Genomic DNA, 25,584 nt, shown 5'->3' on the forward strand with positions numbered 1-25,584 from the left:
AGTTATGTCAAGCAAACATCTCTCACAAGACGAAATAGAGTATGTTGTCGATGTCAAGACGGCAAAGGCACAACAGGCAATCCACAAGCTGGAGATACAGTCGGCTTCTCTCCGAAATGAGAACAAGCAGCGTCTTCAGCAGATGATAAAACTGGAGGCTTCAGGCAAAAAAGAAACAGAGCAATATAAAAAACTTGCAGCCAGTTACAAGGATACGGGCAAGCAGATAAAGGAACTTACTTCCCAAATTCAGGAGCAGACAAAGTCCCTTGACACCAATGCGATGACCATGTCGCAACTTAGGAAACAGTCAAAGTCCTTACAAAAGGAGCTTGACAATGTGTCACAAGCACTCAATCCTAAGCAATATGCCGACCTTGAAAGCCGCCTTCAGACAGTCAATGCACGGATGGCAGAATTGAAGCAGAATGCCAAGAACTTCAAGGAACTTGCCAGCTCGGACGAATACAACAACTTCTTCCTCGGCCAGCTTACCATAAAGGGTATAGAGACAGCTGTCGGATGGCTTAAGTCGCTTGCCGGAACATTGTCCGATACCATCTCCAAGAGCGTCGAGTTGGCCGAGTCTGCCGACGGCATTACCCATGCTTTTGACAAGATTGCTACTCGGGATTATCTCCAGACACTCCGTACTGCCACAAAAGAAACAGTATCAGACATTGAGCTGATGAAGGCTGCCGTAAAGGCCAAAGACTTCCGTATACCACTCGAAGACCTCGGCAAGTATCTCTCCTTCGCACAACTAAAGGCACAGCAGACAGGGCAGTCGCTCGATTACATGGTCGACTCCATCGTTACCGGTTTAGGACGCAAGTCTCCGATGATTCTTGACAATCTCGGTCTCTCTGCCGCAGAAATAGGCGAGCAGACCAAAAAGACCGGAGATTTCATGAAGGGAGTGGCATCTATTGTCGAAAAACAACTTGCTGCCGCAGGCGAGACCTATATCTCCGCGGCCGACCGTGCGGAACAGCGCACTGTCGCCTTGGAGAATGCGCAGAAAGACCTCGGTGATGTATTGCTGCCGCTGAAAGAAAATTTTGCGGATGTTTATGGGCAAATACAGCTTACCCTTATAAAAACCATCAAATATCTGGTTGAGCATCGTGATACGCTACTTGCTTTGGGAAAGGTGGTGGCATTGCTTATTGCCACTTATACCGCTTATATCTCAACGCAGAAGCTGGCACATCTATGGAGCCTCCGTGCCGTCGCCGTGAGCAAATTAAAAGCTGCAGCCATGGCGGTGGAGAATACCATGCTTGAGCTCTCCGTTCTCCGCCATGCTGTTCTCAACAAGACGATGACTAAGTCAATTGCGTTGCAAAAGGCTTTCAATACCGTGCTCAAGCTGTCTCCGTGGGGATTGGTGTTCGGCGGCATCACGCTTGTCATAGGCGCATTGCTCATGTTCGGCAAACGCACTGACGCAGCTGCGAGAGCACAAAAAAGACTCGCTGATGTAAAAAAGGAGGCGATCTCACGAGCGGCAGAAGAAAAGTCGAAGATCGATTTACTCGTAGCCGCTGCGCGTGACGAAAATATGTCTATGAACGAACGCCGGAAGGCCGTCGCCGAGCTCAATCGCATTATACCTAATTACAACGCACAGCTTGACGAGACTACAGGAAAATACAAGGAAAACAAGAAAGCGCTCGACGCCTATCTCTCATCCCTCGTACGCAAGTATGAGATAGAGGCGGCCAAAGAAGAGTTAGCAAAGCTCACCAAGGCCGCATGGCTGGCAAAAAAGGAAATGGAGAAGGCCAATAAGGCTCTGGCGGACACTGAAGGGGCCAATGGGGGATACACCTACACGACTTCATGGGGAACAACGGGCAACACCAAACAAGACCTTGTCGACAGGGCTCGCAAAAAAGCGGGAAGCGCACAAGCAGAATACAAGCGATCTGAAGAAGATAAAAAAGCGTTCATAGATAGTTTCGGTCAAGATCTCAAGCAGGATGCTGTCCGTCAGACTCAAGGAGAGAGCAAAGCTACAGGAACAGTCGGGGCTGAGTTGGACCGGATCAAAAAGAAAATAGACGAGCTACAGTCTAAACGGCTTTCTATCAAGGTAGGCGATACGAAAGGATTGAAGAACCTTGACAATCAGATTGCGGCTTTGGAAAAAAGAAAAGCCAGACTGGAATACAAATCGGGAACCGGTAAAGAGAAGAAGAAGTCGAATCCAGCTCAGCTCGCCGCCAAAGACTTCTCCCACGATCGGTCTCAGGATCTTGATGAAGCCAAGCGGGCTTATCAGGAAGATGTCAACGCGCTTCAGAAAGCCTTGACTGAAAAGCGTCTCACGCAGGAACAGTACAATGCCTATCTCTCCGCGCTCAACATCCGGCATCAGAACAACCTGCTGGCAATCGAGGAGTCCTATCAGACACGCTCGCAGGGCATGGTCATGAAGGACGCCTCCAAAAAGAAGGCGCTTCAGGAACAGCAGGATAAGGCGGTCGCCTCCCAGCAGCAAGCCGTCAACAACGCTTACCTCGACGCCGAGAAGCAGTATTATGACGCCCTGGACAAGATGCAGCAGATGCGCACCTCGTCTGTCCCGCAGACCCTCCAACAGGAGTGTGATGCTAAGTTGCTCGTTCTCGACGGCTATTACCAGGCCTCGCTCCAGCTTGCCGGCGACGACGCGGAGCGTCAGAAGCAGCTCACCGAGTCTTACGAGGCGGCCAAGGTCGCTATCAAGGCCGAATACGCGCGCAAAGAGCAAGAGGAGAAGGCCCGGGCAAGGCAGGAATACGGACTCGATACCTTCGAGGACCAGTATGCCGCGCAGGCTGCCAAGCGCAAGGCTGACTATGACAAGGGCATCATCGACAAGCAGCAGTATGACCGGGCCATGGCCAACCTCGATCAGCAGGCCGAGGAACATCACCTACAGATTCGGCAGCAGTATGGGCTCGCCTCGCAGCAGGAGCTCTACAATGCCGAGCTCGAGCTGCTCAAGCAGCATCTCCGGAATAAGGAACTCTCCGAAACGGAATATGAGGAAGCCATTAAAAATCTCAAGATCGCCAAGATGAAGGAGGCGTTCGATTATTATTCCAATCTTTCAGGCGATGCCGTGCAGGCTCTTCAGCAGGCCGAGGAAGCCAATGTCGAAGCCAGGTACGATGCTGAGATAGAAGCTGCAAAGAACGCCGGCAAGGACACTACGGAGCTGGAGAAGAAGAAGGCCAATGAGAAACTGAAGATACAGAAAAAATATGCCGATGTAAACTTCGCCATCAAGGCGGCACAGATTGTTGCCGATACAGCTACTTCCATCATGAGAGCCTATTCAGAGCTTGGACCCATCGCAGGAACGGTGGCTGCCATCCTGATGAGTATTACCGGTACCGCCCAGCTTGCCGCTGCCAATGCTGAACGCCAGAAGGTAAAGCGCATGACCCTCAGCGGCGCGAGCGGATCGGCTTCCGCCTCCGGCACTCGTGTCGCTACTGGTCTGGAGGCAGGTGGAAGCATCGACATCGAGCGCGAGCAGGATGGCCGTCGCTTCCATGCAGACTACGACCCGACCAAGCGTGGCTTTGTCGATAGGCCAACCGTCATCGTCGGTGAGGGTGGATATGGACATAGCCGGGAGTGGGTGGCATCCAACGCCGCCGTGGAAAATCCCACGATCGCCCCCATCATCGATATCATCGACCGGGCCCAGCGTGCAGGATCCATCCGCACCCTCGACATGAGCAAGTTCCTCATTCAGCAGGCCGGGGGGCGTGCCTCGGGCGGAAGCATTGCCCCGTCCGTGAATGATGTGCGCCCCATGGCACGGGAATCTTACAAAGACACTCTCATTGAGCGACTCACATCCGTCCTCGATCGTCTTGCCGACGATGGCATACCGGCCTCTGTCGCCCTCGACGAAATCGACCGGAAGCAGCAGCTGCGCGAACGCTCCCGTAAGTTCGGATCGAAAACTTAATAAAAAGACCTTTACTCCATAAATCCTCAAGACAATGAGAATAACGAATCTTGAAAAGGGCGAGGACTACAACCTCAAGCCCGACACACAGATACAGGTTGAGCGCACCAATCCGTTCTTCAACGACTACGGTGAGCAGACCACGCCGCTCGAACTGCCCGCCTCCGAGCGCAACCGACGCATCCTGGGCTTTCCGGACACCTTCGGTCGCCGTGTCAAGATGTCGCCCGTCGATGTCGCCATTCAGGATGGCGAGTATTTCGCCCAATGCCGGCAGGTCGTGCTTTCGGCTCAGCACAAAGGCAGTATCTCCACCTCGTTCTACATCAACGACGGGTCTTTCTACTCCCGCATCCAGAAAGTCAAGCTCAAGGATATCTTCGGGGATGAGCTTGTTCCGGTCCCGCATGTTGGCAACAACACGCCGGTGGAGGACTGCATAGAGTTCTGCCGCAACCTGAGGTCGAATACCAACGAGCAGTATGGTATATTCCCGCTCTTGCTGACGGATGACTCAGGGGTGGACTCGGGCTTCAATTACAAGTTCCTTAACGCCTTTGGCAAGGATGTTCCCCTCCGTTCCAAGAAGGTGTGGATCTTCAGGTTCGGGAGGTTCGAGCAGATAACGGTGGACTCTCTATATGCCTTCGACCCCGACAGGTCGGGCGACGAATGCGACTACTACAATGCCGTGCAGCGTACCGAGTATGTCGGAGAGGTACCCATCACGCTGGCTCCGGGCTACTACATCTCGCCGTTCATCCGGGCCAACTATCTGCTCCGCCGCATCTTTTCCCATTTCGGTTATGAGCTGCAGGAAAATTTCTTCACACGCACCGAGCCGTTTTCCAAGATGGTGGTCGTGAACAATGTCATGGACGCACTGGTCAACGGTCATATCCGGGTCGCCGACCTCGTTCCCGATGTTTCCTGCGCCGATTTCATAGCCGTGTTCCGTAAGAAGTTCTGCTGTGAGTTCACATCCGACGAGGGGCGGCGGACGGCGGATGTAGTCTTCCTGAAGGACGCATTGGCGTCCAAACCAACAGAAGACCTTACCCGCTGTATGACGGAGGAACCGGTCATATCCTATAAGTCGGAAAAAGACTATCAGCGGGTAACGATTTCTTCCGCCGATAAGGTAGACAGCGGCATCTCCGAATCCTATGATAACCTCGCCGACATGGTGAAGAGTAATCCGGGAGCCTACTTCAATCCTGTTGACGGGGTATTCTATAAGCAGGGCTTCTCGGGCAACTACGAGGTCATTACCAAAATCGGCGAGGCCTCGCAGGACTACAATACAGGAGAGGATCTCGAGGCGAAGGAGGTCAAGATCCCGGATCTCATGCCGGAGTTCCGGAAACTCAAATATAAAGGTACCGTGGAAGATACGGAGGTAGAGATCGATTTGGGCCCGTTCTTGTATGTCGGTTCATACATTTCTCTCAATTCCAAGATGATGGTGGCGGGAGAAGATAAAGAGTCTGACTCCGAGTCGGCAAACAAGCAGAAGACCATGCTCGCCTTCTGCTATCGCCTGGGGGGACGGCCGGAAGGTACCATCTCGTCCTACAATGTCTATGGCGACCTTCATCCCCGCATCTTCGACTATGCCCTCTATTATCATGGTCCCGATGGCATCTTCGAACGGTTCTATCGTGATTACGACTTGCTGCTGCGAAATTCCCTGCACGAGACGAAGGTCAAGCTGCTGCTCTCGCAGTCGCAGAAACAGAACCTGCCCTCCTATGCCAAGGTGGTCATCCGGGGTGTGGCGTTCTTTTTCGGCAAACTCAAGTTCGTCCTCGGAGGCAAGAACGAGCCCGTGGAATCGGAGCTTCGCACCATCTCGCTCATGAAGCCTGTCATGTCTGCCCCACTTATCAACGGGCAGCTTACGGCGATGGACACCACCTACAAATGGGTGGGACACGAGAGACAGACCGAGGTCAGCGGAGAAGAGTATGAGAACTCCGGACTCGACAAAGACCGCACCTTCACCACCATCTATCCGCCTATCCCGTCTGCCGAATATGCAGGGAAGCCATACGGTCAGCAGTCCTCGTTCACATCGGAGATGATCAGGCACGGATCGTTCTGGAGGCACAGCAAGTGGAAGTTCACCAAGACGGAGGTATGGTTGGAGTGCGTTCCCAAATAACCCCCGACACCTATCACCCGACATCAGAGCTTGTCCTTTACCATCCACCTCTATTCTCGTAATTTTGCCATAAATAGTAAAGCGCATGGATATATTGTTGAAACCAGACTCTCTCTGCCTTGCGGGAACCATGAGTCATTTTGTCATATCAACCGGCAACGAGATTACTCTTGTCCTGAAGTTTGCCGACACGGATACGATCGTCGTCCAACATACCTATACGCCGAGCAAGTCCAACCGCGTCGAGGTGGATCTGCAGAGCATCATCACTCCGCTGCTGTCGTTCCGGCTTCAGGACATATCAGAAGTCTATAGGCAGCCGTCGATCGTACGCAAGTTCACGGCCGTACTCTCCGAGGTCGGTACCTCCAACACCGAGTCATGGTCTTTCTCCGTGCTGCGTGCCGGCATCGACCACTTTGCCGACTCGGCGTCCAACTGGCTGCGGTCAAACTTCCTCACCTGGCAGCCCACTGTCAAGCCCGTTACCTATTATACGCCGGAATTCCTCACCTACTACGCCCAGACGGATTCCGTTTGTAAGTGCAAGGGATATGTGGACAACAATGGGAAATATGATGAGATCTTGATCTCCATGGGCAACCTTTCCGCGGGATACGCCTGGACCATCCCCGTGCAGTATGCCATCATTGCCGGAAAAATCAACGCCTTACCCTCCTACTATGATGTCTGGGTGGAGAATACGAATGGTGAGAGACTGACCTACATCCAGCGTTATTATGCCTCCGATATCCGGAGCGAGCAGGAACAGTGGGTACTGTTCGAAAACTCATTGGGAGGCGTCGACACCTTCCGGGCTTATGGAAACTCGGAGAATACCGCCAAGCACACCCACAACATCGCGGAGATAGAGAACGACTCGGAAGAATATCGGGTCGACACGACTCGGGAGTACAAGAAGAATACCGGGCACCTCTCCGCCCCGGAACGCAAGTGGCTGCTCGACTTTTTCCCGTCGCTCGGCAAGTATCTCTATGCCGGTACGCATATCCGTCGCATCGTCGTTACTGAGAGCGAGGTGAGCTGGCAGACGAGGGAGCTCCCGTCCTCCTATACCTTTACCTACAAGTATGCAGACAGCCGACCTTATCTCAATCTATCCCGTACGGACATCCCCGCGGAGGTTCTTGATATCAAAATCCCCGATATAGGGTCTTTTACCGTCGCCCCGCGCTTGGTTGAGCTGGACCGCCTGCCGCTGAGTGGCGGGGCACTCTTTCCCGTCCAGAGTCCTTACTCCGATAAGTGGAGTACCACTACTGCCGCGGCCGTCCTCGACTGGCTCTCGCGTGAGATTACATCTGCCTACAAGGGCGATGGATCCTTTGGACACTCGCACTCCAATATCTCTTTGTTGGAGTCGATGACAAAATTTGGCAACTATCTCCTTATAGGGGCGAAAAAAATATCCGCGGGGCTGGCCGATGTGGCTACGAAGGCATTAGGACTCGATCCAAAAAGTAGCGATTGGGACAAGATCCTCCGCAAGGACACCCCCGACATGGCACAGGAGTTAATACGCTTCCTGAAAGGCATCGCCCTCGGGGAGGAGAACGGCAGGTACTATCTCGACGGCGACGGCTTCGCCCGTCTCTACCGCCTCGTGGTGTCCTCCGTAACGAGCAGCCGCTATGCGGCGGGCGACGAGGGTCGTGGCTACTCCCTTTACGAGGATGAGCACGGCACGGGCACGCTCGAGGTGGACAATCTCAAAGTGCGCAAGAAGATGACCGTGGCCGAGCTGGAAGTCAGGAAGAAGACATATACCTCGGGCAACCTCTCGCTGGGCAAGGCGGGCAACACGATATTCGCCGTGCGCCCGATCGGCAAGGACGGCGCGCCCATGGGGAACATGGTCTTCGCCGTGGGAGGCGTGGCCATCGCCGTGCGGGACGGCGGTGTCGAGGTGCTCGGCAAGCGGAGCGAACATGAGACTCCGTCCTATTATCGCTGTTATTTCATCAGCACGGACGGCGACCGCACGATAGACAACTGTTGGCGCATCGGCGACCAGGCGAAGTGCCAGACCAGCAACCTCGTGGAGGGCACGACCATGAACGTCGCCAACCGCTACTACTGGCGTATCGTCGTGGGAAAGGGCACGGAGACGCTCGAGGACGGCAGGCAATATCACTATGTGGACCTCTCGAACGAGAAAGCCCCGGTCGTTGAGATACCCCCGAGGGTCGCCGGCTCGGCGTCAAGACTGTACAAGAGCGTAGACGGAGAGGCGACCCTGTCATGGGAGGAGTACACGGCGACATATCCTGTCGAGCCCCAGGCCGGGGATGTGTACCTGTTTGCCCATACCGACGGGGCGGGCTCGCAACCCGAGGTCATCATCTATACCACGGCGGCGGAGCATACGATCCTCGTCCCCAAGCAGGATGACATCTACCGAACGGCGGCCGGAAAGTACTACCGTGCCGACCTCGACTACAACAGCGACCTGTGGGTGGAAGTCTCTCCAGGACTCCGCACCTGCACGGGCTACGACCTCTCCGTGGCGAACGACACGCCGCATACGGGCGACGACATCGTGCAGGAGGGCTCGCAGACCGACCCGGAACGACAAGGACTGATAGTCCTTGACGCTGACGACGGCATCAGCAAGTACAAGGGCATCGACTCCTTTTCCTACAAAGGAAAACGCAAGCAGCACATCGGCGACACGGTGGAGCTGGAGGTTAACCGTCTCACCATCGTATCGTCAGCCCCCGACGGCACGCCGGAGTCCTACCCTGTCCCGTGCGACATGGGAGCGTGGACGGCAAGGCCCTACCCCTACTACGCCCGGGTGAGCAAGGACGGGTCCCTGTGGCTCTGCGCGAATCCGGCCGGGGCGAAGCCCACGGACATACCCTCCGACGGATCGACTGTCTGGCGGAAGCAGGTCAGCAAGGGAGGGAAAGGCGACAAGGGCGACAAGGGCGACAAGGGGGATGCCGTAAGCTCGTATACCTACATCCGCTACTCCGACGATGGCGGGCAGACCTTTACGGCGGCGGAAGCCGGAAAGCTCGCCGAGGCGAGAAAGATACAGGGCGTTGGCAGGAACTATGCCAACCAGCCGGCCGCCTATAAGAACGAGAAAGTCATCACGCTGTACGACGGGTTTATCGAGAATCAGCCCGCAGAGATCCCGTTTGTCCTCTCCGCCCGGGCAAAATACCATATCAGCGCCGCCGCCAAAAGTGGTGAGATGAAATCGAACATATCCCCAAAATTGGAGAACGGGACCACGGTCTGGTCGAATCTCCTGTTTGCCGATGGAAAATCCACGCTAAAGGCCGACGGCACGGAAAAGGACGGAGAAGCGTCTTTTTCAAAGAAAATCAACGGTCGGATAGCCGCCATGCCGGGGATATGGCTGCGGTCGTATGTTTATCTCGAGGACGGCATCACCAAAGACCCTGACTCCTACTGGTATGACATACAGATAGAGTACGGACCATTGACCGATTATATGCCAGCCCCGGAAGACATGGTCGCCGGAACGACCCCCGGAAAATGGCTCGGCGTAGCCGTCTGGGACAAGCCCTATCCACCCCTCGAGCCCTCCGCCTACTCGTGGAGCAAGGTACAGGGACCGGACGGCAAGCCTGGCAAGGCCGCCGAGTTCTTCCGGTTGAGAGCCGTTACCGAAAAGGCCGTGGTTGACGGCAGCGGAAAGCTCACGGCAAGCCTCTCCTACCAGGTTGAGCATGTAACGGGGGCCGACATCGAGCTGCGGGACACATCGCCCGACGGCATGAAGATACGCTACCGGGGAGACACGGGCACCCCCGCTGACACCGTGATGGGCTACGGGAGCATCTCTACCGCCACCTATGTGCTGGAGGACTACTCGCATGTGCCCCACCCGGACAACCTCGTCGTGGAGCTGCTCGGAGCTGACGGCTCTGTCCTCGACCGCCGCACGGTGCCCGTTACCTTCTCGACCGTCGCCGCCCTCGACATCAACGGTCAGCTGGGAGAGATAACAGCGAGGGTACAGGGCATGGCCGGGGGCGGCCGGAACCTGCTCAAGGGAACGGCGTTCGACAAGGAGCATCCCAACTGGTTCCGCCTGTCGTCCGGAGCGATTATCGACCCCGCCAACAAGCATGGTGGACACAACAGCGTGGACTGCTCACTGACAGGCGTGCAAGAGGACCTATACAAGGGCGTATTTTTCAAAGCGGCCGTGGAGCCTGGCAAGGAGTACACCGCCTCCGTGTGGGTACATGGCGACCCCGCCACGATGGACCGTGGCGCCTCTCTTGAAATAGTATATACAGACCAGCAAGGGCAGCGGCAGCATATCGCCGTGGAGAGTGTCAAGCCGGCGCTGACAAATACCTGGCAGCGTTTCTCCAAGACCTTTACCGTTCCGTCCGGGGTCTCGGAGATAGAGTGCAATACCTATAATATCCGCAACGGCGGCATGCATATTGCCGAGCCGATGCTTACCTCCGGGAACATGCTCTCCGACTGGCAGCCCGCACCGGAGGACGCGGAGGCGTACCTGTCTGAGATAAAGGCGAGTATCGCAAACATATCCCTGTCGATCACGGATCTGAAGACGGGGCTCGAGTCCGTCGGCATACACCTGTTCTCGGCCGAGAAGCCGCAGATACGCCTCGTCGGCAACAATGTCGGCTTTTATGGCACGGACGGCAAGATGTACATCGGTCAGGGCGTGGATGACCAAGGCAGGGTGTACCTCATTATCTACGACAAGGACGGAATCACCCCGAAGTACAACCTGGGTTACATGGGCATGCCGGAACTTATCGGGCATGCCGTACCCTACAGCATGGTGGTCTCGGAGAGCCTCGGCCCGATACCGCCCGGAACCGTGCTCTCCGCACAAGACTTGTGGAACGACTTGCAGACCACGCCCTATGCCTCGCTAAGGCATACGGTATGGGTCTACACGGAGGCCTACACCCTTGACGGGCAGGGTAACAGGCTGTACCAGTACGGGGGAGTATACAACGGCATGTATGACAGCCCGGCGGTGGACAGCGACAACAAGCCAACCGGTAACAAACTTCCGGAGAACCCACAGGGAGCATACATTGGCGTATGGGACACCTCCGACCCAAACCACAATCTGAAGAGCACGACCATTCTGTACAATTACCCGAATGTCGAGGGGCGGCACGCCGAGCGATTGAAGGTAAATTATCATAAGGATTACTACGGCCCCGGACTGGACAGGTACATGCTGAGTCTGAGGGGCGGAGACTATGAGGAGAATATGACCGTCCCGCTGGCTTTGGTGAATCCGTGAGGTCTGGTTTGAGCATTATTTTAAAAATAAGGAAATACATTATGGCAAAAGTAAGTGAATTAGAAATTAAGAATCCTTCGGATCTTCCGAGGGCGGAGAGCTTAGAGGGCGTCAGCCTGCCCTTTGTGAGTAGAAATAGGCTGGTTACGGCGGCCGTCTCCGACTTTGTGGAGGCGTGCAAAGTGCCCGTGAACGAGTTCATCACGGAGAAAGGCACGGAGTTTGATAAGAACCTCGACGCCGTGAAGAAGCCCATAGTGCAGGTGTCCGGGAACAGTGTTACCATGCTCCCCAACAAGTTCTACCACATCCCCATGCCGGACGCCGGCGGGGCGTACACCCTGACCCTGCAGGCTCCTACGGACACGGCGAGCACCAACGACTACGAGGGTGGTTTTGACACCGGGGCCACGGCACCGACCATCACCTTCCCGGCCAATGTGGACTGGGGTGAGGTGGACATGAGCATCTTGGCCAACACGCACTACGAGTTCTCCATCCGCTACGACAGCGTGAAGAACAAGTATTATGGAGTTATATACAGCTGGGCATTATGAGGAATATCAGAAGAAGACTGATGATTACAGAGGCGGCACACCAGAAATGGCTCAATACGCCGATAGATTTCGAGGACGCCGAGGTCAAGCGCATCTGCGTGGAGAACTTCGGTGGCGAGAGCGGAATCACGAACAAGAGATACGGAACTGTCGGCGTGGCAGGAATGGCGGGCGAGCTCACACGCAGACAAGCGGCGGAGGTTAGCTATTTCGGGGATCTCTTTAGAGACAATCCCGCCATCGTCAAGTTTAATGAATTCCGGTACTTCACGGGGTATTTCTCCGGAAGTATCATCAAGAGACAGGCCTTTTGCAAGGGCAGTGTCAATCTCACGGAGATTACGACACCGCCGACAACAAGGGTACTCTCCTACTACTGGCTCTTCCAAGATGCCCTCCCGAACGCCCTTACGAAAGTTACCCTCAACGAGGGGCTGGAGAGCATACAATATATATTTCTGGATAAAGCCACATCCTTACGGAAGCTGGTATTACCAAGTAGCTTGCGGGAGATTAAATCGGGCAGCATGACGTACTATGGTCTCAAATTATCCGTCCTTGTCCTCAAATCGGCCGTGCCGCCTGTTAACACGCAACCGCCGAACCTGATATCCGTGGACATGTATGTGCCCGACGAGAGTGTCGGGCTCTACAAGGCGGCTGACGGGTATCAGGCAGACAAGGTGCATCCCATGAGCGAATATCAAGAATAATTATTTTACGACTATGATACGATACAGAAAAGACAACGAGATTTACAACGGCCGCTACATCAAGGTAGACGGCATGGTGATTGTCAACCCCACGGAGGCCATGCTGGAGCAGCTGGGCTTCACGAGGGAAGAATACGAGCCCGAGATCCCGGTACAGACAGAGCCGGACACCGGCGAAGTCATCAACCAGCTGAAGGAGCTGCTTGCCGATAAGATAGATGGTCTTTCGGACGAGGATGCCGCCGCCAAGCCCGCCCTTTATCCGTCATGGATGAGCAAGGTCGGCAAGGAGGTCAAGGCGGGCGAGAGGCTGTGGTTTGGCGGGCGCTTATACAAGGTCGTGCAGACGCACACCGTGGAGCGGCAGCACCAGCCCTCCGTGTATACGGCGGCTCTCTACGCCGAGATTGGAGACACCGACCCCACCAAGGGCACGCTTCAAAACCCCATTGCCTTTTTGATTGGCATGTCCCTAAAGAAAGGCTTGTACTACAGGCAGGACGGGGTGCTGTACAAGTGCGTAGAGAATTTGGACAACTGCACCTGGAACCTGAAGGACATCCCCCGCTATGCGCAGGTGTATGACCCGGCAACGGGTGGCGCAGAAACGCCTGCGGAGCCGGGCAGCAGCAAGGACAACCCGATCATGTTCCAGGTGGGAGTCAGTTTGAAAGAAGGCAAGTACTACAAGCAGGCGGGCGTGGTATACAAGTGCCTGAAGTTCGTGCCCAACTGCATGTACGACCTTAAACTCCTCGTGGCGCAGAAGTTCGTCGAGAAGGCGTAGTTCGCACTGTGCTTCATCCCGGAGACGGGCTACTCTTACTCATTAATTATGCCTGTTAGCAGTTTAGCTGCCATGTGAATTTTGTAAGAAGGAAAGAAAGAAGGTGGAAAACAAGATTTTTATTGCTTTCCACCTTTTATTATATATATAGGAGAGAGTATCATAATACGCCCTTGTAATTCAGCAGCAGGTCATTGGCGTTTTGTAAATCTTTGGGCGTATAAATGTCTGTGATAAGGATTGAGGAATGCCGCGCCTGGTCCCTTACAGTTAGAATATCCGTATTGGCACGAAGCATGTTGGTGATTCCTGTATCCTTCAGGCTGTAGAACTTATAGCGATCTGTCATTTTTAGATTTTTCCGTATGTAATGATGCCAATAGTCCCGGAATGATTTTTCGCTTCTTCGCTCTGGTCCGGGAGCAAATCCGTGACTAAACAAGTAATAATTGCTTGGGCTGTCGAAGATGTGCAGGTCAATCATCAGTCTGAGAACATGGTCAGGCATGGTTAGCAGCGCGTCATTATGATTCTTTGTATTCAGGCCATGAAGAAACAGAGTCTTCTTCTTGATGTTGAAGTCGCCAATCTTTAGATAGCTCATTTCTTTCGGGCGCACAAAGAGGTAGTGAAGAATGTAGCATGCGAGCAGGTAATGCCTGTTGTGTTTCCATGCCCAGTTTTTAATTTTTATCAACACATCATCGGGTATGACATCCCGGTTCTTTAGTTGCCGATTTCGCTTAACGCAAGAATAGCCCTCTGTGGGATCGTTTGGAATATACCCGCGTTCGACCAGATATTTGCAAAAAGTCTTAAGCCATGATAGATAGTTATTTCTTGTCCTTATCGTATTGTTTCTGTCAATAAAGATGTAGTCCAGGAATTGTCCTACCAGAACTTTGTTAAACTGGTAGCTATAATGCAGGTTGATTTTCTCTTTCTCCTTCCATTTCCTCAGTATTCGGATCCGACTGGTATAAGACGCGACGGTGTCTTCCCTCATGTTGCCTTCTCCAAGCATCTTTAGTAGATATTCTTCATACCTCCCGCAAGCATCATCAAAGGATGTGTATTCCAGAGGCTGCACAATCTCCACCCACGGGTTCCATCCCTGCACGAGTTTTTCCGTCAGCCTCTTGATGAGAGCCTCTCCGTATGCGCGTTGCGCCCTCTTGCCCTTGATATGCCCAAGCATAAATTTTTTCAGGCACATCTTTCCTCGGGAAGGATCGAACGCTGAAAGAGATACATAACATTCCGAAGCCTGATGTAGCCTCGGGGTTTTCCAAGCGACAATCTCCTCGATGGCTGTCTTTCTTTTTTGAGTAACAAAATTTTTTTTAGGCATTTCTAAATTTTTGAGTGAAATGCCCGATTGATTTAACTATAGAATTTCTCGCCGACTTTTCGCCGACCTTTTTACCCCCGACAAAGCAAAAGAAACTGATTATCAGCCACTTTGCTTTGTTTTGGTCGGGATGACCAGACTCGAACTGGCGACCCCTTCGTCCCGAACGAAGTACGCTACCAACTGCGCTACATCCCGATTGCGGGTGCAAAGATACGGTAAAAATATGAAACGAGGGAATTTTTATAGGGAAAAATTTGCAGATTCGGCTTTAAAAGCGTATCTTTGCATCACTTTTTCATACTTGGTACCTTAGCTCAGGTGGTAGAGCAATGGACTGAAAATCCATGTGTCCTTGGTTCAACTCCAAGAGGTACCACATATATTAGTCTTTATGAGAAAGTTTAGAAGATTATTCCTGATTGTTCTTATTGCCCTTTGTTCCATGCCGTCGAGAGGGCAGATCTTGCTGGTGAAAGACGGAAAAGCCAAGGCTTCCATCGTTTTGACCGACCCAACTGCCGAAACCCGGCAGGCTGCCGAGTTGCTGAATAAGTTTGTCGAACGCATATCGGGCACTCAACTGCCCTTGGCACCCCAGTCGAAAGTCAGGCGAAACGGCGTGTTCATCGGTGGAAAGAGCGCAGGTTTGGACACCGACGGTTATCAGGTGGAGTGCCGCGCCGGCTCGCTGTTCATCACTTCGGGGGGTGGTCGGGGAGCGATTTATGGCGTCGTGGCCCTGTTGGAGCAGTATATGGGTGTGAACTATTGGGCTTATAAAGCCTACGACTGCCCCCGCAGGCCGACCCTTGAGTTGCCCGCGATGCGGTTGCGCGAGGTTCCCGCCTTCCGTTTCCGCCAGACTTTCAGCTATGGAAACGATGATCCCGACTATGTATTATGGTATAGGCTGAACCATCAGAGTGAGGTGTTCGCCTCTAATCTCTGGGTGCATACCTTCAACCAAATACTTCCGGCCTCGATATATGGTACGAGCCATCCTGAATACTACTCCTTCCTGAACGGCGAACGGCGGCCGGGGGCGCATAGCCAGTGGTGCCTTACAAATCCAGAAGTTTTCGAGCTCGCCTGCCAGAAGATTGATTCCATCTTCAAGGCGAACCCGGGGAAGACCATGATCAGCGTGAGCCAGAACGACGGCAACAATACTTATTGCCAGTGCGAGGCATGTCGGGCGGTGGACGAATATGAGGGCTCGCCCTCGGGTAACCTCATCCGATTCCTCAATAAACTGGCGGAACGGTTTCCCGACAAGCAGTTCTCCACCCTTGCTTATCTCTATAGCATGCACCCGCCGAGGCATGTGAGGCCACTGCCCAATGTCAACATCATGCTCTGCGACATCGACTGCAAGCGCGAGGTGCCGCTCACGGACAATGCATCGGGCCGTGACTTCATGCGTGCCCTTGAAGGATGGGCTCGCATCTCTGACAATATCTTCGTATGGGACTATGGGATTAATTTCGATAACATGATTGTTCCTTTCCCCAACTTCCATATCCTGCAGAAGAATCTGCAACTTTTCAAGAAGAACCATGCCACCATGGTCTTTGAGCAGGTCAACGGACAGCGGGGCACCGACTTCTCGGAAATGCGTGCCTATATGCTCGGCAAGCTGATGTGGAACCCTAATCTTAATGCCGATTCGTTGATGCAGACTTTCCTCAACGGCTATTATGGCAAGGCAGGCAAGTATCTTTATGAGTATCAGAAGGTGTTGCAGGGAGCTTTGCTGGCTTCGAATACCGACCTCTGGATCTATGATTCGCCCGTTTCCCACAAGGAAGGAATGCTCAATGGGCATTGTATGGCGGTGTATCAGGAACTCTTCGACAAGGCTGAAGCTTCCGTGCGCGGGGATAGCATGCATCTCGCAAGGGTGCAGATAGCCCGTCTGCCCATACAGTATAGCGAACTCGAAATAGCCCGTACGCAGACCGGACTTGACAAGGCGGCCGTGGAGCGCAAGCTCGAGACTTTCAGGGAGCGCTGCGCGAAGTATCATATTGTCCACCTCAATGAGCGTAATAATCTTGTGCCTGATTACTGCCGGCTTTATGAGGAACGCTTCCTGCCCCATGTCAACAGCAACAAGGCCGCGGGCGCCAAGGTGGTGTGGAACCACGCGCCGGCCGCCCGCTATCAGCCTATTGCCGACAAGGCTCTCACCGACGGGCTTTATGGTGGCGCGTCGTATGTGGAGAGTTGGGTAGGATGGGAAGGCGAGGATGCCGACTTCGTACTGGATATGGGTGAGAAGAAAACTTTCAGCAGCATCACGACCGACTTTCTGATGCAGTCGGGGGCATGGGTGTTGCTTCCCCAAAGCGTAACCTATAGTTATTCTCAGGACGGTAAGACCTTTACTGACTTGGGTACTCGTGAGTTTGTCGAGGACCGCGACCCCAGTATCAAATTCGTTCCCGGCGAGGTGAAAGGGCCTTCTCCCGTTACGGCGCGTTATATCCGCGTGGTGGTAAAGACCATCGGCCTGTGCCCATCGTGGCATTATGGAGTAGGCTATCCGGCCTGGTTCTTCCTTGACGAGGTGAATGTGAAATAATCCTATGAACTGCAGGATATGCAGGCAACGGGGATTCCCATTCATGGCCGATGCGCCACATGGGAATCCCCGTTTCTGTTGTTAGCTCCTGTTCTCACTCCTTTTTTAGAGAATTTCTGGCAACTGGAAGAGCTGGATACCATTGCTGCCCTTTATAAGGATGTAATGGTTCGTGAAAGGTTCGGCGGCAATGGCTTCCTTCACCGCTGCCACATCCTTGAACTTGCGGAAGTCGCAGTTGGTTTTCATGAACTCCTCGCCTACCAACCAGACTTGTTTCAGGGAGGTGGTTTTCAAGTAGTCTACAATCTTCTGGTGTTCTTCCCGCGAGGCTTCTCCCAGCTCACGCATGTCGCCGAGGATGGCCATCTTATGATCCACCTGCATCATCACGAAGTTTTCCAGTGCGGCCCGCATACTCGTGGGGTTGGCGTTGTAAGCGTCCACGATGAGCTTGTTGTGATTCGTTACGGTGAGTTGGCTTCGGTTGTTGCCGGGAACATAGTTCTCCAGGGCGTGCTTTATCTGCTCCGGCGTTACCCCGAAATGCAGCCCCACGGTGATGGCGGCGAGCATGTTGCTGAGGTTGTATGTACCGATGAGATGTGTCTGGACCTCCTGTGGGGCGATGCCGTTTCCGTGCCAGACGAACTTCAGGAAGGGCGCACATTTCGCGAGCTCGCCTTTTATTTCAGCCTCAACGGTCCTGTCGGCGGAATATCTCTCTATGGCGGCAAATTTTCTCTTGGCCGCCATGCCCGCAAGATAGGGGTTGCCGGCATCCAGGAAAAGGAGACACTGGTGTGCTTCGAGGTAGTCATAGAGTTCGCCCTTGGTTCTTTTCACCCCGTCAAACGAGCCGAATCCCTGCAGATGGGCCATCCCCACATTGGTAATCAGGCCGCAGGTGGGCTCTACATAGTCTACAAGAGCCTTTATGTCGCCCGGGTGGGAGGCACCCATCTCGATGACGGCGATGTCGTGCTCCTTTCGGATTTGCAGCAAAGTCTTGGGCACGCCTACATCGTTGTTGAAATTGCCTTCAGTGTGCAGCACGCTGTATTTTTCTGAAAGCACGGCCGAGAGCAGTTCTTTGGTAGTGGTCTTCCCGTTTGTACCGGTAATGCCGATAACCGGAATGTGAAACTGGCGCCGATGTTCGCGGGCAAGTTCCTTGTAGGTCGTGAGGCAGTCGGCTGTGAGAATATAGCGTGGGTCGCCCATTTTATAGTATTCGGGTTCATCCACAATGGCGTAAGAACACCCCTTGTCGAGCGCTGACTGAGCAAATTTGTTTCCATTGAAATGGGTTCCCTTGAGTGCCAGGAAAATGCTTCCTTCCGGACAGTCGCGGCTGTCGGTGGTTATCACGGGATGTTCCTCGTAAAGCTTATACAGTTGCTTGATATCCATTTTTCCAGTTTGAATTTGCTGCAAACTTACTAAAAATATTCTGAACGGCGACAAGAGAAGAAGAAAAAGTGGATTGGATTCTGTCGAGGGGGCAGCAGTGGAAAGTGGTGAAGATTAGGAGTAGAGGAGGAATGGGCGGGTCGGTATTCGATAAAGGGTATCGAGTTTAAGGCTTGGAGGAACTCAAGTCGATGAATTCCGTCTCGTTCCCGAACAAGTTGCCTTCTCCGGCCTCGAGCCTTTTCCTCGTTATTTCTATTGCCAGATCCGTCTTGTCGATGCCTATCCAGCTCCGTCTGTTCCTTGCCGAGGCCTCTAATGTCGTTCCCGAACCGCAAAAGGGATCGAGGACAATACTATCCGGCTCGGAGGAAGTCCGCACGATGAGTTCTATCAGGGCAATGTTCTTTTCAGTGGGATAAATAGGATATTGCGGGTCTTTGAAGTCTGTCCAGATGTCTTGGAACCGCTTGCCGTACTTCTCGTCGGCATAGATGATTTTGCGGGGATTGCCATTCGCCGACCATTCTATCAGTCCTTCCTTGTCCCATTGATCCATGATTTCCACGCTTGTCCTCCAATGCCTGCCCGCTGGGGGCATCATCCCCTTGAATTCTTGTGGATTATTTGATTCCCCGGGAGCGTGTATTGGCACAGTAGTATAGCGTCTTCCATCCTGATCTGTTTTAGGAAACAGTCTCACGATATCTGATTCGGCATATGGTTTAAGCGGCTCATTCCAGATGGGATTTGTTGTCTTTGTATAGAACAGGATCATGTCTTTTATATTGCCGTAGCCGATTCGCTTGAAGTTCTTTGGATTGCATTTCACCCTCGTTATGTCGTTTCTGAAGTTCTCAATGCCGAACACCTCGTCCATCATCACTTTCAGATAATGGCCTATTTTGTAGTCCGTATGCAGATAGATAGACCCTCTCTCGGAGAGCAGCTCTCGCATGAGAAGTAGCCGTTCTCTGATATATTCCACGAAATCCCTGCCCAGTAGTTTGTCGGTATAGGCTATGTCTCCCTTGGCAGAGTTGCTGATGGTGCTTGCTCTGCCGTCTGTGATGGTGAAGTTCACATTCGTTGCGAAGGGCGGGTCGGTATAGATGAGGTCTACCTTGCCCGCAAGTTGCCTCTGCTCGATTAAGAACTTGAGTGCGTTTATGTTGTCGCCTTTGATAAGAGTGTTCATTGTCAGATGGAGTTTAGGAAACTGCGAAGCAGCAGGGCGCTCATGATGTTGTGGTCGGAATGCTTGCCTGTTATATCCTTGTACATCTTGCCATCCCCCTTGATGTAGACCACTCCGTCTAATATCGCTATTTTTATGGCATCCGCATGGCTCTCGAGAGTTGCGATGGCATCATTGAATTGGGCATTCTGATGACCGCCTATGTCGGACAGGAATTTAGCTTCCCCGATGATAAATTGCCCGTTTATGCGCGCCAGAAAGTCTAAACCTTTCTCGTGGGTATAGGCCAGTTTCTGTCTCGCGAAGTCTTCCATTTCCTTGTCTGATGCGCTCAAAATGGCATTCCCATTCGTATTCTTGAAGTCTTCTAAACACAAAGTAGGAAATCCTAAAGCGCCAGATCTCACCCAATTCTTGAACATGGGGCCGATTTGTCGATTGGTTTCTTTAGGTTGGCTGCATTTCTCGTATAAGTTGCCCAAATCCATTTCCCTGATTTCTGCTGCCAGCCGGTTTACGGTTTTAGGGTTTCTTGCAAGTGCGCTCCTGTCTCTTTTGAGATATGCCACATAGCTGTCTTTGATGGGGAAAATCTCTAAATCGAGCAAGCTCAGTATGAGTGCGTGATTATCTGTCGAGTTATAGGCGGCCTCCACGCGTTTCCATTTGGCATTGTCTATATCCCTTATGCCGTTGGGAATTGTCGGGTATACCTTGAAGAGATCATCTAAATATGACCTTTGCGATGCGTAGTCGATGCTTTGCTCTAAGAACCAGTTCATATTTGGTTATGCTTTTTGTTTCTGCAAACTTACTAAAAATATTCTGAACGGCGACAAGAGAAGAAGAAAAAGTGGATTGGATTCTGTCGAGGGGGCTTTAGATGAAAGCGCTTGCCGCCGGAGGATGGGGAGGGATGGTTGATCATAGATGAGAAAATCCGTTTTCGGAATTTATTTTATAAAACGCTACTAATAATATCGGAAATCACTTGCATGACACCTCACGAAATGCAACGGGTCTGAGGTCTGTGGCAAAACGGCCTTATTTCTGGAGTTTTCTAAGATTTTGGAAATCAGGGACTTGTGGGTTTCCTGTCGTTTTCCGGGCGCCAAAAGACCGTTAAATACCCTGTCGGGAGCGACTTTTAGGGCAGTCGGAAGCGGCAAAAAGGAAAGTGAAAAGCCGTTGAAAGGGATACCGATGGCCGTTATCAGCTCTGTAAAAGGGCGCCTTCTGCGATTCTAAGGGTTATTTTTCATCATTCCGGAGAGTATTTCCATCCTAAAGTTTAAAAATATTTTGTAATGATTTTGGAATAAATTTATTTTACATGTGATATCCTTTTGCCCATCTCCGGTTTCTTTCCAGAATGTATATTTGTGAGGAATTGTCGTGTCTTGTATGGACATAAGAATGAAAAAAATGCGTCTTGCGTGCCAGAAGCAAGATATTTTTCGTATATTTGCGAGTGATATGGAATATACGATTCATGTAAACGGCAGATTGCTGTCGTTGTCGCGGCCTGTGGTAATGGGCATCCTGAACGCCACTCCCGACTCTTTCTATGCGGGCAGTCGTGTACAGACCGAGGAGGCAGTCATGGCACGGGCGAGGCAAATGCTCGACGAAGGCGCCGAGATCATAGATGTAGGAGCGTGCTCCACGAGGCCTGGTGGCGAGGTGGCGACGGAGCAGCAGGAAATGCGGCGGTTGCGTGTGGCACTCACGGCCATCCGGAAAGTTGCTCCAGAAGCGGTTGTTTCAGTAGACACCTTCCGCCCAGAGGTGGCTCGCATGGCCATCGACGAGTTCGGAGCGGGCATCATCAACGATGTCTCCGAAGGTGAGGATCCGGCCATGTTCCCACTGGTGGCCGGGAAAGGGGTGGCTTACATCCTGATGTCCGTCAAGGCCAACCTGCACGATATGCTCATCTCGATGGCACAGGAAGTGCAGCGGTTGCGCGATCTTGGCCAGAAAGACATCATCCTTGACCCAGGGTTCGGATTCGGAAAGACGATGGAGGAGAATTATGCTCTGCTCGGCGAGATGGACAAGATGCGGGTGATGGAGCTGCCGTTGCTGGCGGGCATCTCCCGCAAACGCATGATTCATCAGGTGCTCGGCATAACGCCCGACGAGTCGCTTAACGGTACTACCGTACTCAACACCATCGCCCTGATGAAGGGAGCGTCAATCCTGCGGGTGCATGATGTGAAGGATGCCGTACAGGCGGTTAAGCTGTTCAATCACTTAAATCCATAAAAAAGCCCTTCCTCTGTGGAAGGAAAGACGACTATGTTTTTCGACTTTGGCATAAAAGATATTATCGACATCCTCCTTGTCGCCCTGTTGCTCTACTACATCTATCGCCTGATGAAAGAGAGCCGTTCGCTGAATGTGTTCATCGGCATCATGGTCTTCGTCGTGGTATGGCTCTTTGTGAGCTATGTTCTGGAGATGAAGTTGCTGGGTTCGATTCTCGACAAGTTGGTGAGCGTGGGCGTCATTGCCCTCATCATACTGTTCCAGGAAGAGATACGAAAGTTTCTTTATAATCTCGGAGCTCATCGCCGCTTCAAGAGCGTCTTCAAGTTCTTTGCCTCGAAAGGCGAGAAACCGGAGCGGGAGGACAAGGAAACCATCATGCCCATCGTGCTGGCCTGCATGAGCATGTCGAAGAGCAAGGTGGGAGCTCTTATCGTCATTGAGCGCGTTACGCCCCTTGATGACATCGTGGAGACGGGCGATCTCATCGACGCGAACATCAACCAGCGGCTCATCGAGAACATCTTTTTCAAGAATTCGCCGCTGCACGACGGGGCGATGATCATCTCGAAGAAGCGCATCAAGGCGGCCGGATGTATCCTGCCGGTGTCTCACAGTCTTGACATTCCTAAGGAGTTGGGGCTTCGCCACCGTGCGGCGATGGGCATCTCGCAGGCTTCCGATGCCATAGCCGTGGTGGTTTCCGAGGAAACGGGCCGCATCAGCGTGGCCGTGAAGGGCGAGTTCCGTCTGCGGCTTTCCGCCGAGGAGCTGGAAAGCATCCTTGCCAAGGAAATGGGAGGGTAATCGTTGGATTTATGAAAATTTATACATCCTACCACGGACAAAGTCGATTAAAATTAGTAATTTTGTAAATTGAAAATAGCAATCAGGGTATTTTATACCTCTAAATATATCACTTTTTTATTATAGCTATGAATTTATTGGAGCAAATTGTAGCGCGCGCAAAGGCGGACAAACAGCGCATCGTACTCCCGGAAGCAGAAGAGGAGCGCACATTGAAGGCGGCTGACAGGGTGTTGGGCGATGGCATTGCCGACCTTATTCTTATTGGCGATCCTGCCAACATCAAGAAAGAGGCAGAAGAGTGGGGCCTGAAGAATATCGGGAAGGCAACCGTGGTGGATCCTCTGAACTGCGAAAAGTCTGAGGAGTATGCGGCTCTTCTGGCAGAACTTCGCAAGAAGAAGGGCATGACATTGGAGCAAGCCCGTGAACTCGTTACGAAGAACAATCTCTATCTGGGCTGTATGATTATCAAGACGGGGGATGCCGACGGGCAGATTTCCGGCGCGCTGAGTACCACCGGCGACACGCTCCGTCCGGCCTTGCAGATCATCAAGTGTGCTCCGGGCATCACTTGCGTGAGCGGTGCGATGCTGCTCATCACGGGCCGCTCACAATATGGCGAGGATGGAATCGTCGTCATGGGCGATGTGGCCGTAACTCCCAATCCTACCGCCGAGCAGCTCGCGCAGATAGCCTATACGACAGCTCAGACGGCAAAGAGCGTTGCCGGTTTCAAGGAAGTTCGCGTGGCCATGTTGAGCTTCTCGACTAAAGGAAGTGCCAAGGATGCCATTGACAAGGCTACGGGCAAGAGCGTGTACATCATAGACAAGGTGTTGGAGGCCACCAGGCTGGCACAGGAGAAGTATCCTGACCTGCAGGTGGATGGCGAGTTGCAGGCCGACGCGGCGCTCGTGCCCTCTGTCGGGATTACGAAAGCTCCCGGCAGCCACATTGCCGGAAAGGCAAATGTCCTCGTCGTACCTAATCTCGAGGTCGGAAACATCGGCTATAAGCTGGTGCAGCGGCTGGGTGGCGTAACGGCTATAGGACCCATCCTGCAGGGGATAGCCCGTCCGGTGAACGACCTTAGCCGTGGATGTTCGGTAGACGACATATATTATATGGTGGCCATCACCGCCTGCCAGGCCCAGGATACCAAGGCATAAGGATGAAAGATTGCGAATTAAAGATTAAGAAATAAATAAAATTTAAGGAAAAATGAAGATACTTGTACTGAACTGCGGAAGTTCATCCATCAAATACAAGTTGTATGACATGGCCGACGAGAGCGTGCTCGCACAGGGCGGCGTGGAGCGTATCGGCCTCGACGAGGCTTTCATCAAGGTGAACCTCGGCAACGGCGAGAAGCGCCAGATCATGGCAGAACTGCCCACGCACAAGGAAGGCGTGGCCCTGGTTTTCAAGGTATTGCTCGACCCAGAAATGGGTGCCATCGAGAGTCTCGACGAGATTGATGCCGTGGGACACCGTATCGTGCAGGGAGGCGACTTGTTTGAGAAGAGCTGTATCGTAACGCCCGAGGTGGAGCAAGGCATCGAGAGCCTGATCGACCTCGCGCCTGTTCACAATGCCGGGCACCTTCGCGGTATCCGCGCCGTGAACGCCCTGATGCCTGATGTGCCGCAGGTAACGGTATTCGACAATGCCTTCCATGCCACTATGCCCGACTATGCGTACCTCTATGCAGTGCCTTATGAGTTCTATGAGAAGTACCATGTGCGTCGTTATGGCTTCCACGGAACCTCTCATCGCTATGTGTCGCAGCGCGTGTGCGACTTCTTGGGTGTCGATATCAAGACCCAGAAGATCATCACCTGCCACATCGGAAACGGAGCGTCGGTGGCTGCCGTGAAGTACGGTAAGGTCATCGACACCTCCATGGGGCTCACCCCGCTGGCCGGCCTGATGATGGGCAGCCGTTCCGGCGACATCGACCCGTCGGCCGTAACCTACCTGATGGACAAGCTCGACAAGGCTCCGCAAGAGATGGCAGAGTTCTTGAACAAGGAGAGTGGCGTGCTCGGAATCACGGGCATATCAAGTGATATGCGCGAGATAGAGGCCGCCGAGAAAGAGGGCAACAGGCGGGCCCATCTGGCGATGCAGATGTATAACTACCGCATCAAGAAGTATATCGGTGCCTATGCGGCGGCCATGAACGGCGTGGACATCATCGTCTTCACTGCCGGCGTGGGCGAGAATCAGGAAGGCATGCGCTGGGAGTCCTGCGCAGGGCTGGACTATCTGGGCGTGAAGATGGACCGCGAGCGCAACCATGTGCGCGCCAAAGAGCAGATCCTGTCGGCCGACGACTCCCGTGTGAAGGTCGTGATGATTCCTACGGACGAGGAAATCGTCATTGCCCGAGACACCGTTGAGCTCATGAAAGGTTTGAAGAAGTAAGCGGGAGAGCCGTCGTCCCAGGGTGGGGATGTCG

Annotated in this window: 15 protein-coding genes and 2 tRNA genes; 12 read left to right on the forward strand and 5 right to left on the reverse strand. The window is 53.1% G+C overall.

Annotation, left to right across the window (positions count from 1 at the left end):
- Positions 1-4: 4 nt before the first annotated feature.
- From C7120_RS14090 to C7120_RS13320, 6 genes are all read left to right on the forward strand, one after another.
- Positions 5-3,973 carry a 2-oxoacid:ferredoxin oxidoreductase subunit delta gene (locus tag C7120_RS14090; RefSeq protein ID WP_199220723.1) on the forward strand — a complete coding sequence of 1,323 codons (3,969 nt, stop codon included), beginning with the start codon at positions 5-7 and terminating at the stop codon, positions 3,971-3,973.
- A 34-nt stretch (positions 3,974-4,007) separates the two neighbouring features.
- Positions 4,008-6,137 (forward strand): hypothetical protein, encoded by a 2,130-nt coding sequence (locus tag C7120_RS13300; RefSeq protein ID WP_107622122.1) that lies wholly within the window; start codon positions 4,008-4,010, stop codon positions 6,135-6,137.
- Positions 6,138-6,222: 85 nt separating this feature from the next.
- Positions 6,223-11,436, forward strand: coding sequence for a carbohydrate binding domain-containing protein (locus tag C7120_RS13305; RefSeq protein ID WP_107622123.1), 5,214 nt, complete (start codon positions 6,223-6,225; stop codon positions 11,434-11,436).
- Between the two features lie 41 nt (positions 11,437-11,477).
- Positions 11,478-11,993 carry a hypothetical protein gene (locus tag C7120_RS13310; RefSeq protein WP_107622124.1) on the forward strand — a complete coding sequence of 172 codons (516 nt, stop codon included), beginning with the start codon at positions 11,478-11,480 and terminating at the stop codon, positions 11,991-11,993.
- On the forward strand, positions 11,990-12,706 hold the full coding sequence (locus C7120_RS13315; RefSeq protein WP_146154278.1) for a hypothetical protein: 717 nt from the start codon (positions 11,990-11,992) through the stop codon (positions 12,704-12,706). The genes C7120_RS13310 and C7120_RS13315 overlap by 4 nt, the downstream gene beginning before the upstream one ends.
- A gap of 13 nt (positions 12,707-12,719) precedes the next feature.
- Positions 12,720-13,493, forward strand: coding sequence for a hypothetical protein (locus C7120_RS13320; protein ID WP_107622126.1), 774 nt, complete (start codon positions 12,720-12,722; stop codon positions 13,491-13,493).
- Between the two features lie 160 nt (positions 13,494-13,653).
- Here C7120_RS13320 and C7120_RS13325 read toward each other — a convergent pair whose 3' ends face one another.
- Together C7120_RS13325 and C7120_RS13330 are read right to left on the reverse strand one after the other, a co-directional pair.
- Positions 13,654-14,844, reverse strand: coding sequence for a site-specific integrase (locus C7120_RS13325; RefSeq protein ID WP_107622127.1), 1,191 nt, complete (start codon positions 14,842-14,844; stop codon positions 13,654-13,656).
- Positions 14,845-14,966: 122 nt separating this feature from the next.
- A tRNA-Pro gene (locus tag C7120_RS13330) sits at positions 14,967-15,042 on the reverse strand.
- Positions 15,043-15,150: 108 nt separating this feature from the next.
- Here C7120_RS13330 and C7120_RS13335 point away from each other — a divergent pair.
- Positions 15,151-15,223, forward strand: a tRNA-Phe gene (locus tag C7120_RS13335).
- Positions 15,224-15,238: 15 nt separating this feature from the next.
- Positions 15,239-17,431: a DUF4838 domain-containing protein gene (locus C7120_RS13340; protein ID WP_107622128.1), complete on the forward strand. Its 2,193-nt coding sequence runs from the start codon at positions 15,239-15,241 to the stop codon at positions 17,429-17,431.
- A gap of 105 nt (positions 17,432-17,536) precedes the next feature.
- Here C7120_RS13340 and murF read toward each other — a convergent pair whose 3' ends face one another.
- From murF to C7120_RS13355, 3 genes are all read right to left on the reverse strand, one after another.
- Positions 17,537-18,844 carry a UDP-N-acetylmuramoyl-tripeptide--D-alanyl-D-alanine ligase gene (murF, locus tag C7120_RS13345; RefSeq protein ID WP_107622129.1) on the reverse strand — a complete coding sequence of 436 codons (1,308 nt, stop codon included), beginning with the start codon at positions 18,842-18,844 and terminating at the stop codon, positions 17,537-17,539.
- Between the two features lie 166 nt (positions 18,845-19,010).
- Positions 19,011-20,042: a DNA methyltransferase gene (locus tag C7120_RS13350; protein ID WP_107622130.1), complete on the reverse strand. Its 1,032-nt coding sequence runs from the start codon at positions 20,040-20,042 to the stop codon at positions 19,011-19,013.
- 2 nt (positions 20,043-20,044) lie between these two features.
- The gene (locus tag C7120_RS13355) at positions 20,045-20,824 is read right to left on the reverse strand and encodes a restriction endonuclease (RefSeq protein WP_107622131.1); all 780 of its coding nucleotides are present in this window, start codon (positions 20,822-20,824) and stop codon (positions 20,045-20,047) included.
- A 694-nt stretch (positions 20,825-21,518) separates the two neighbouring features.
- On the opposite strand from C7120_RS13355, the gene folP reads away from it, so the two are divergent.
- From folP to C7120_RS13375, 4 genes are all read left to right on the forward strand, one after another.
- Positions 21,519-22,310, forward strand: coding sequence for a dihydropteroate synthase (folP, locus tag C7120_RS13360; RefSeq protein ID WP_233247127.1), 792 nt, complete (start codon positions 21,519-21,521; stop codon positions 22,308-22,310).
- 33 nt (positions 22,311-22,343) lie between these two features.
- Entirely contained in the window at positions 22,344-23,120 is a 777-nt protein-coding gene (gene cdaA, locus C7120_RS13365; protein WP_107622132.1) for a diadenylate cyclase CdaA, read from the forward strand.
- Between the two features lie 128 nt (positions 23,121-23,248).
- The gene (pta, locus tag C7120_RS13370; RefSeq protein ID WP_107622133.1) at positions 23,249-24,292 is read left to right on the forward strand and encodes a phosphate acetyltransferase; all 1,044 of its coding nucleotides are present in this window, start codon (positions 23,249-23,251) and stop codon (positions 24,290-24,292) included.
- A gap of 52 nt (positions 24,293-24,344) precedes the next feature.
- Positions 24,345-25,550, forward strand: a complete 1,206-nt coding sequence (locus C7120_RS13375) for an acetate/propionate family kinase (RefSeq protein ID WP_107622134.1) — start codon at positions 24,345-24,347, stop codon at positions 25,548-25,550.
- Positions 25,551-25,584: the final 34 nt, after the last annotated feature.

The organism is Prevotella sp. oral taxon 376 (assembly GCF_003043945.1).
Classification (GTDB): Bacteria; Bacteroidota; Bacteroidia; order Bacteroidales; family Bacteroidaceae; genus Prevotella.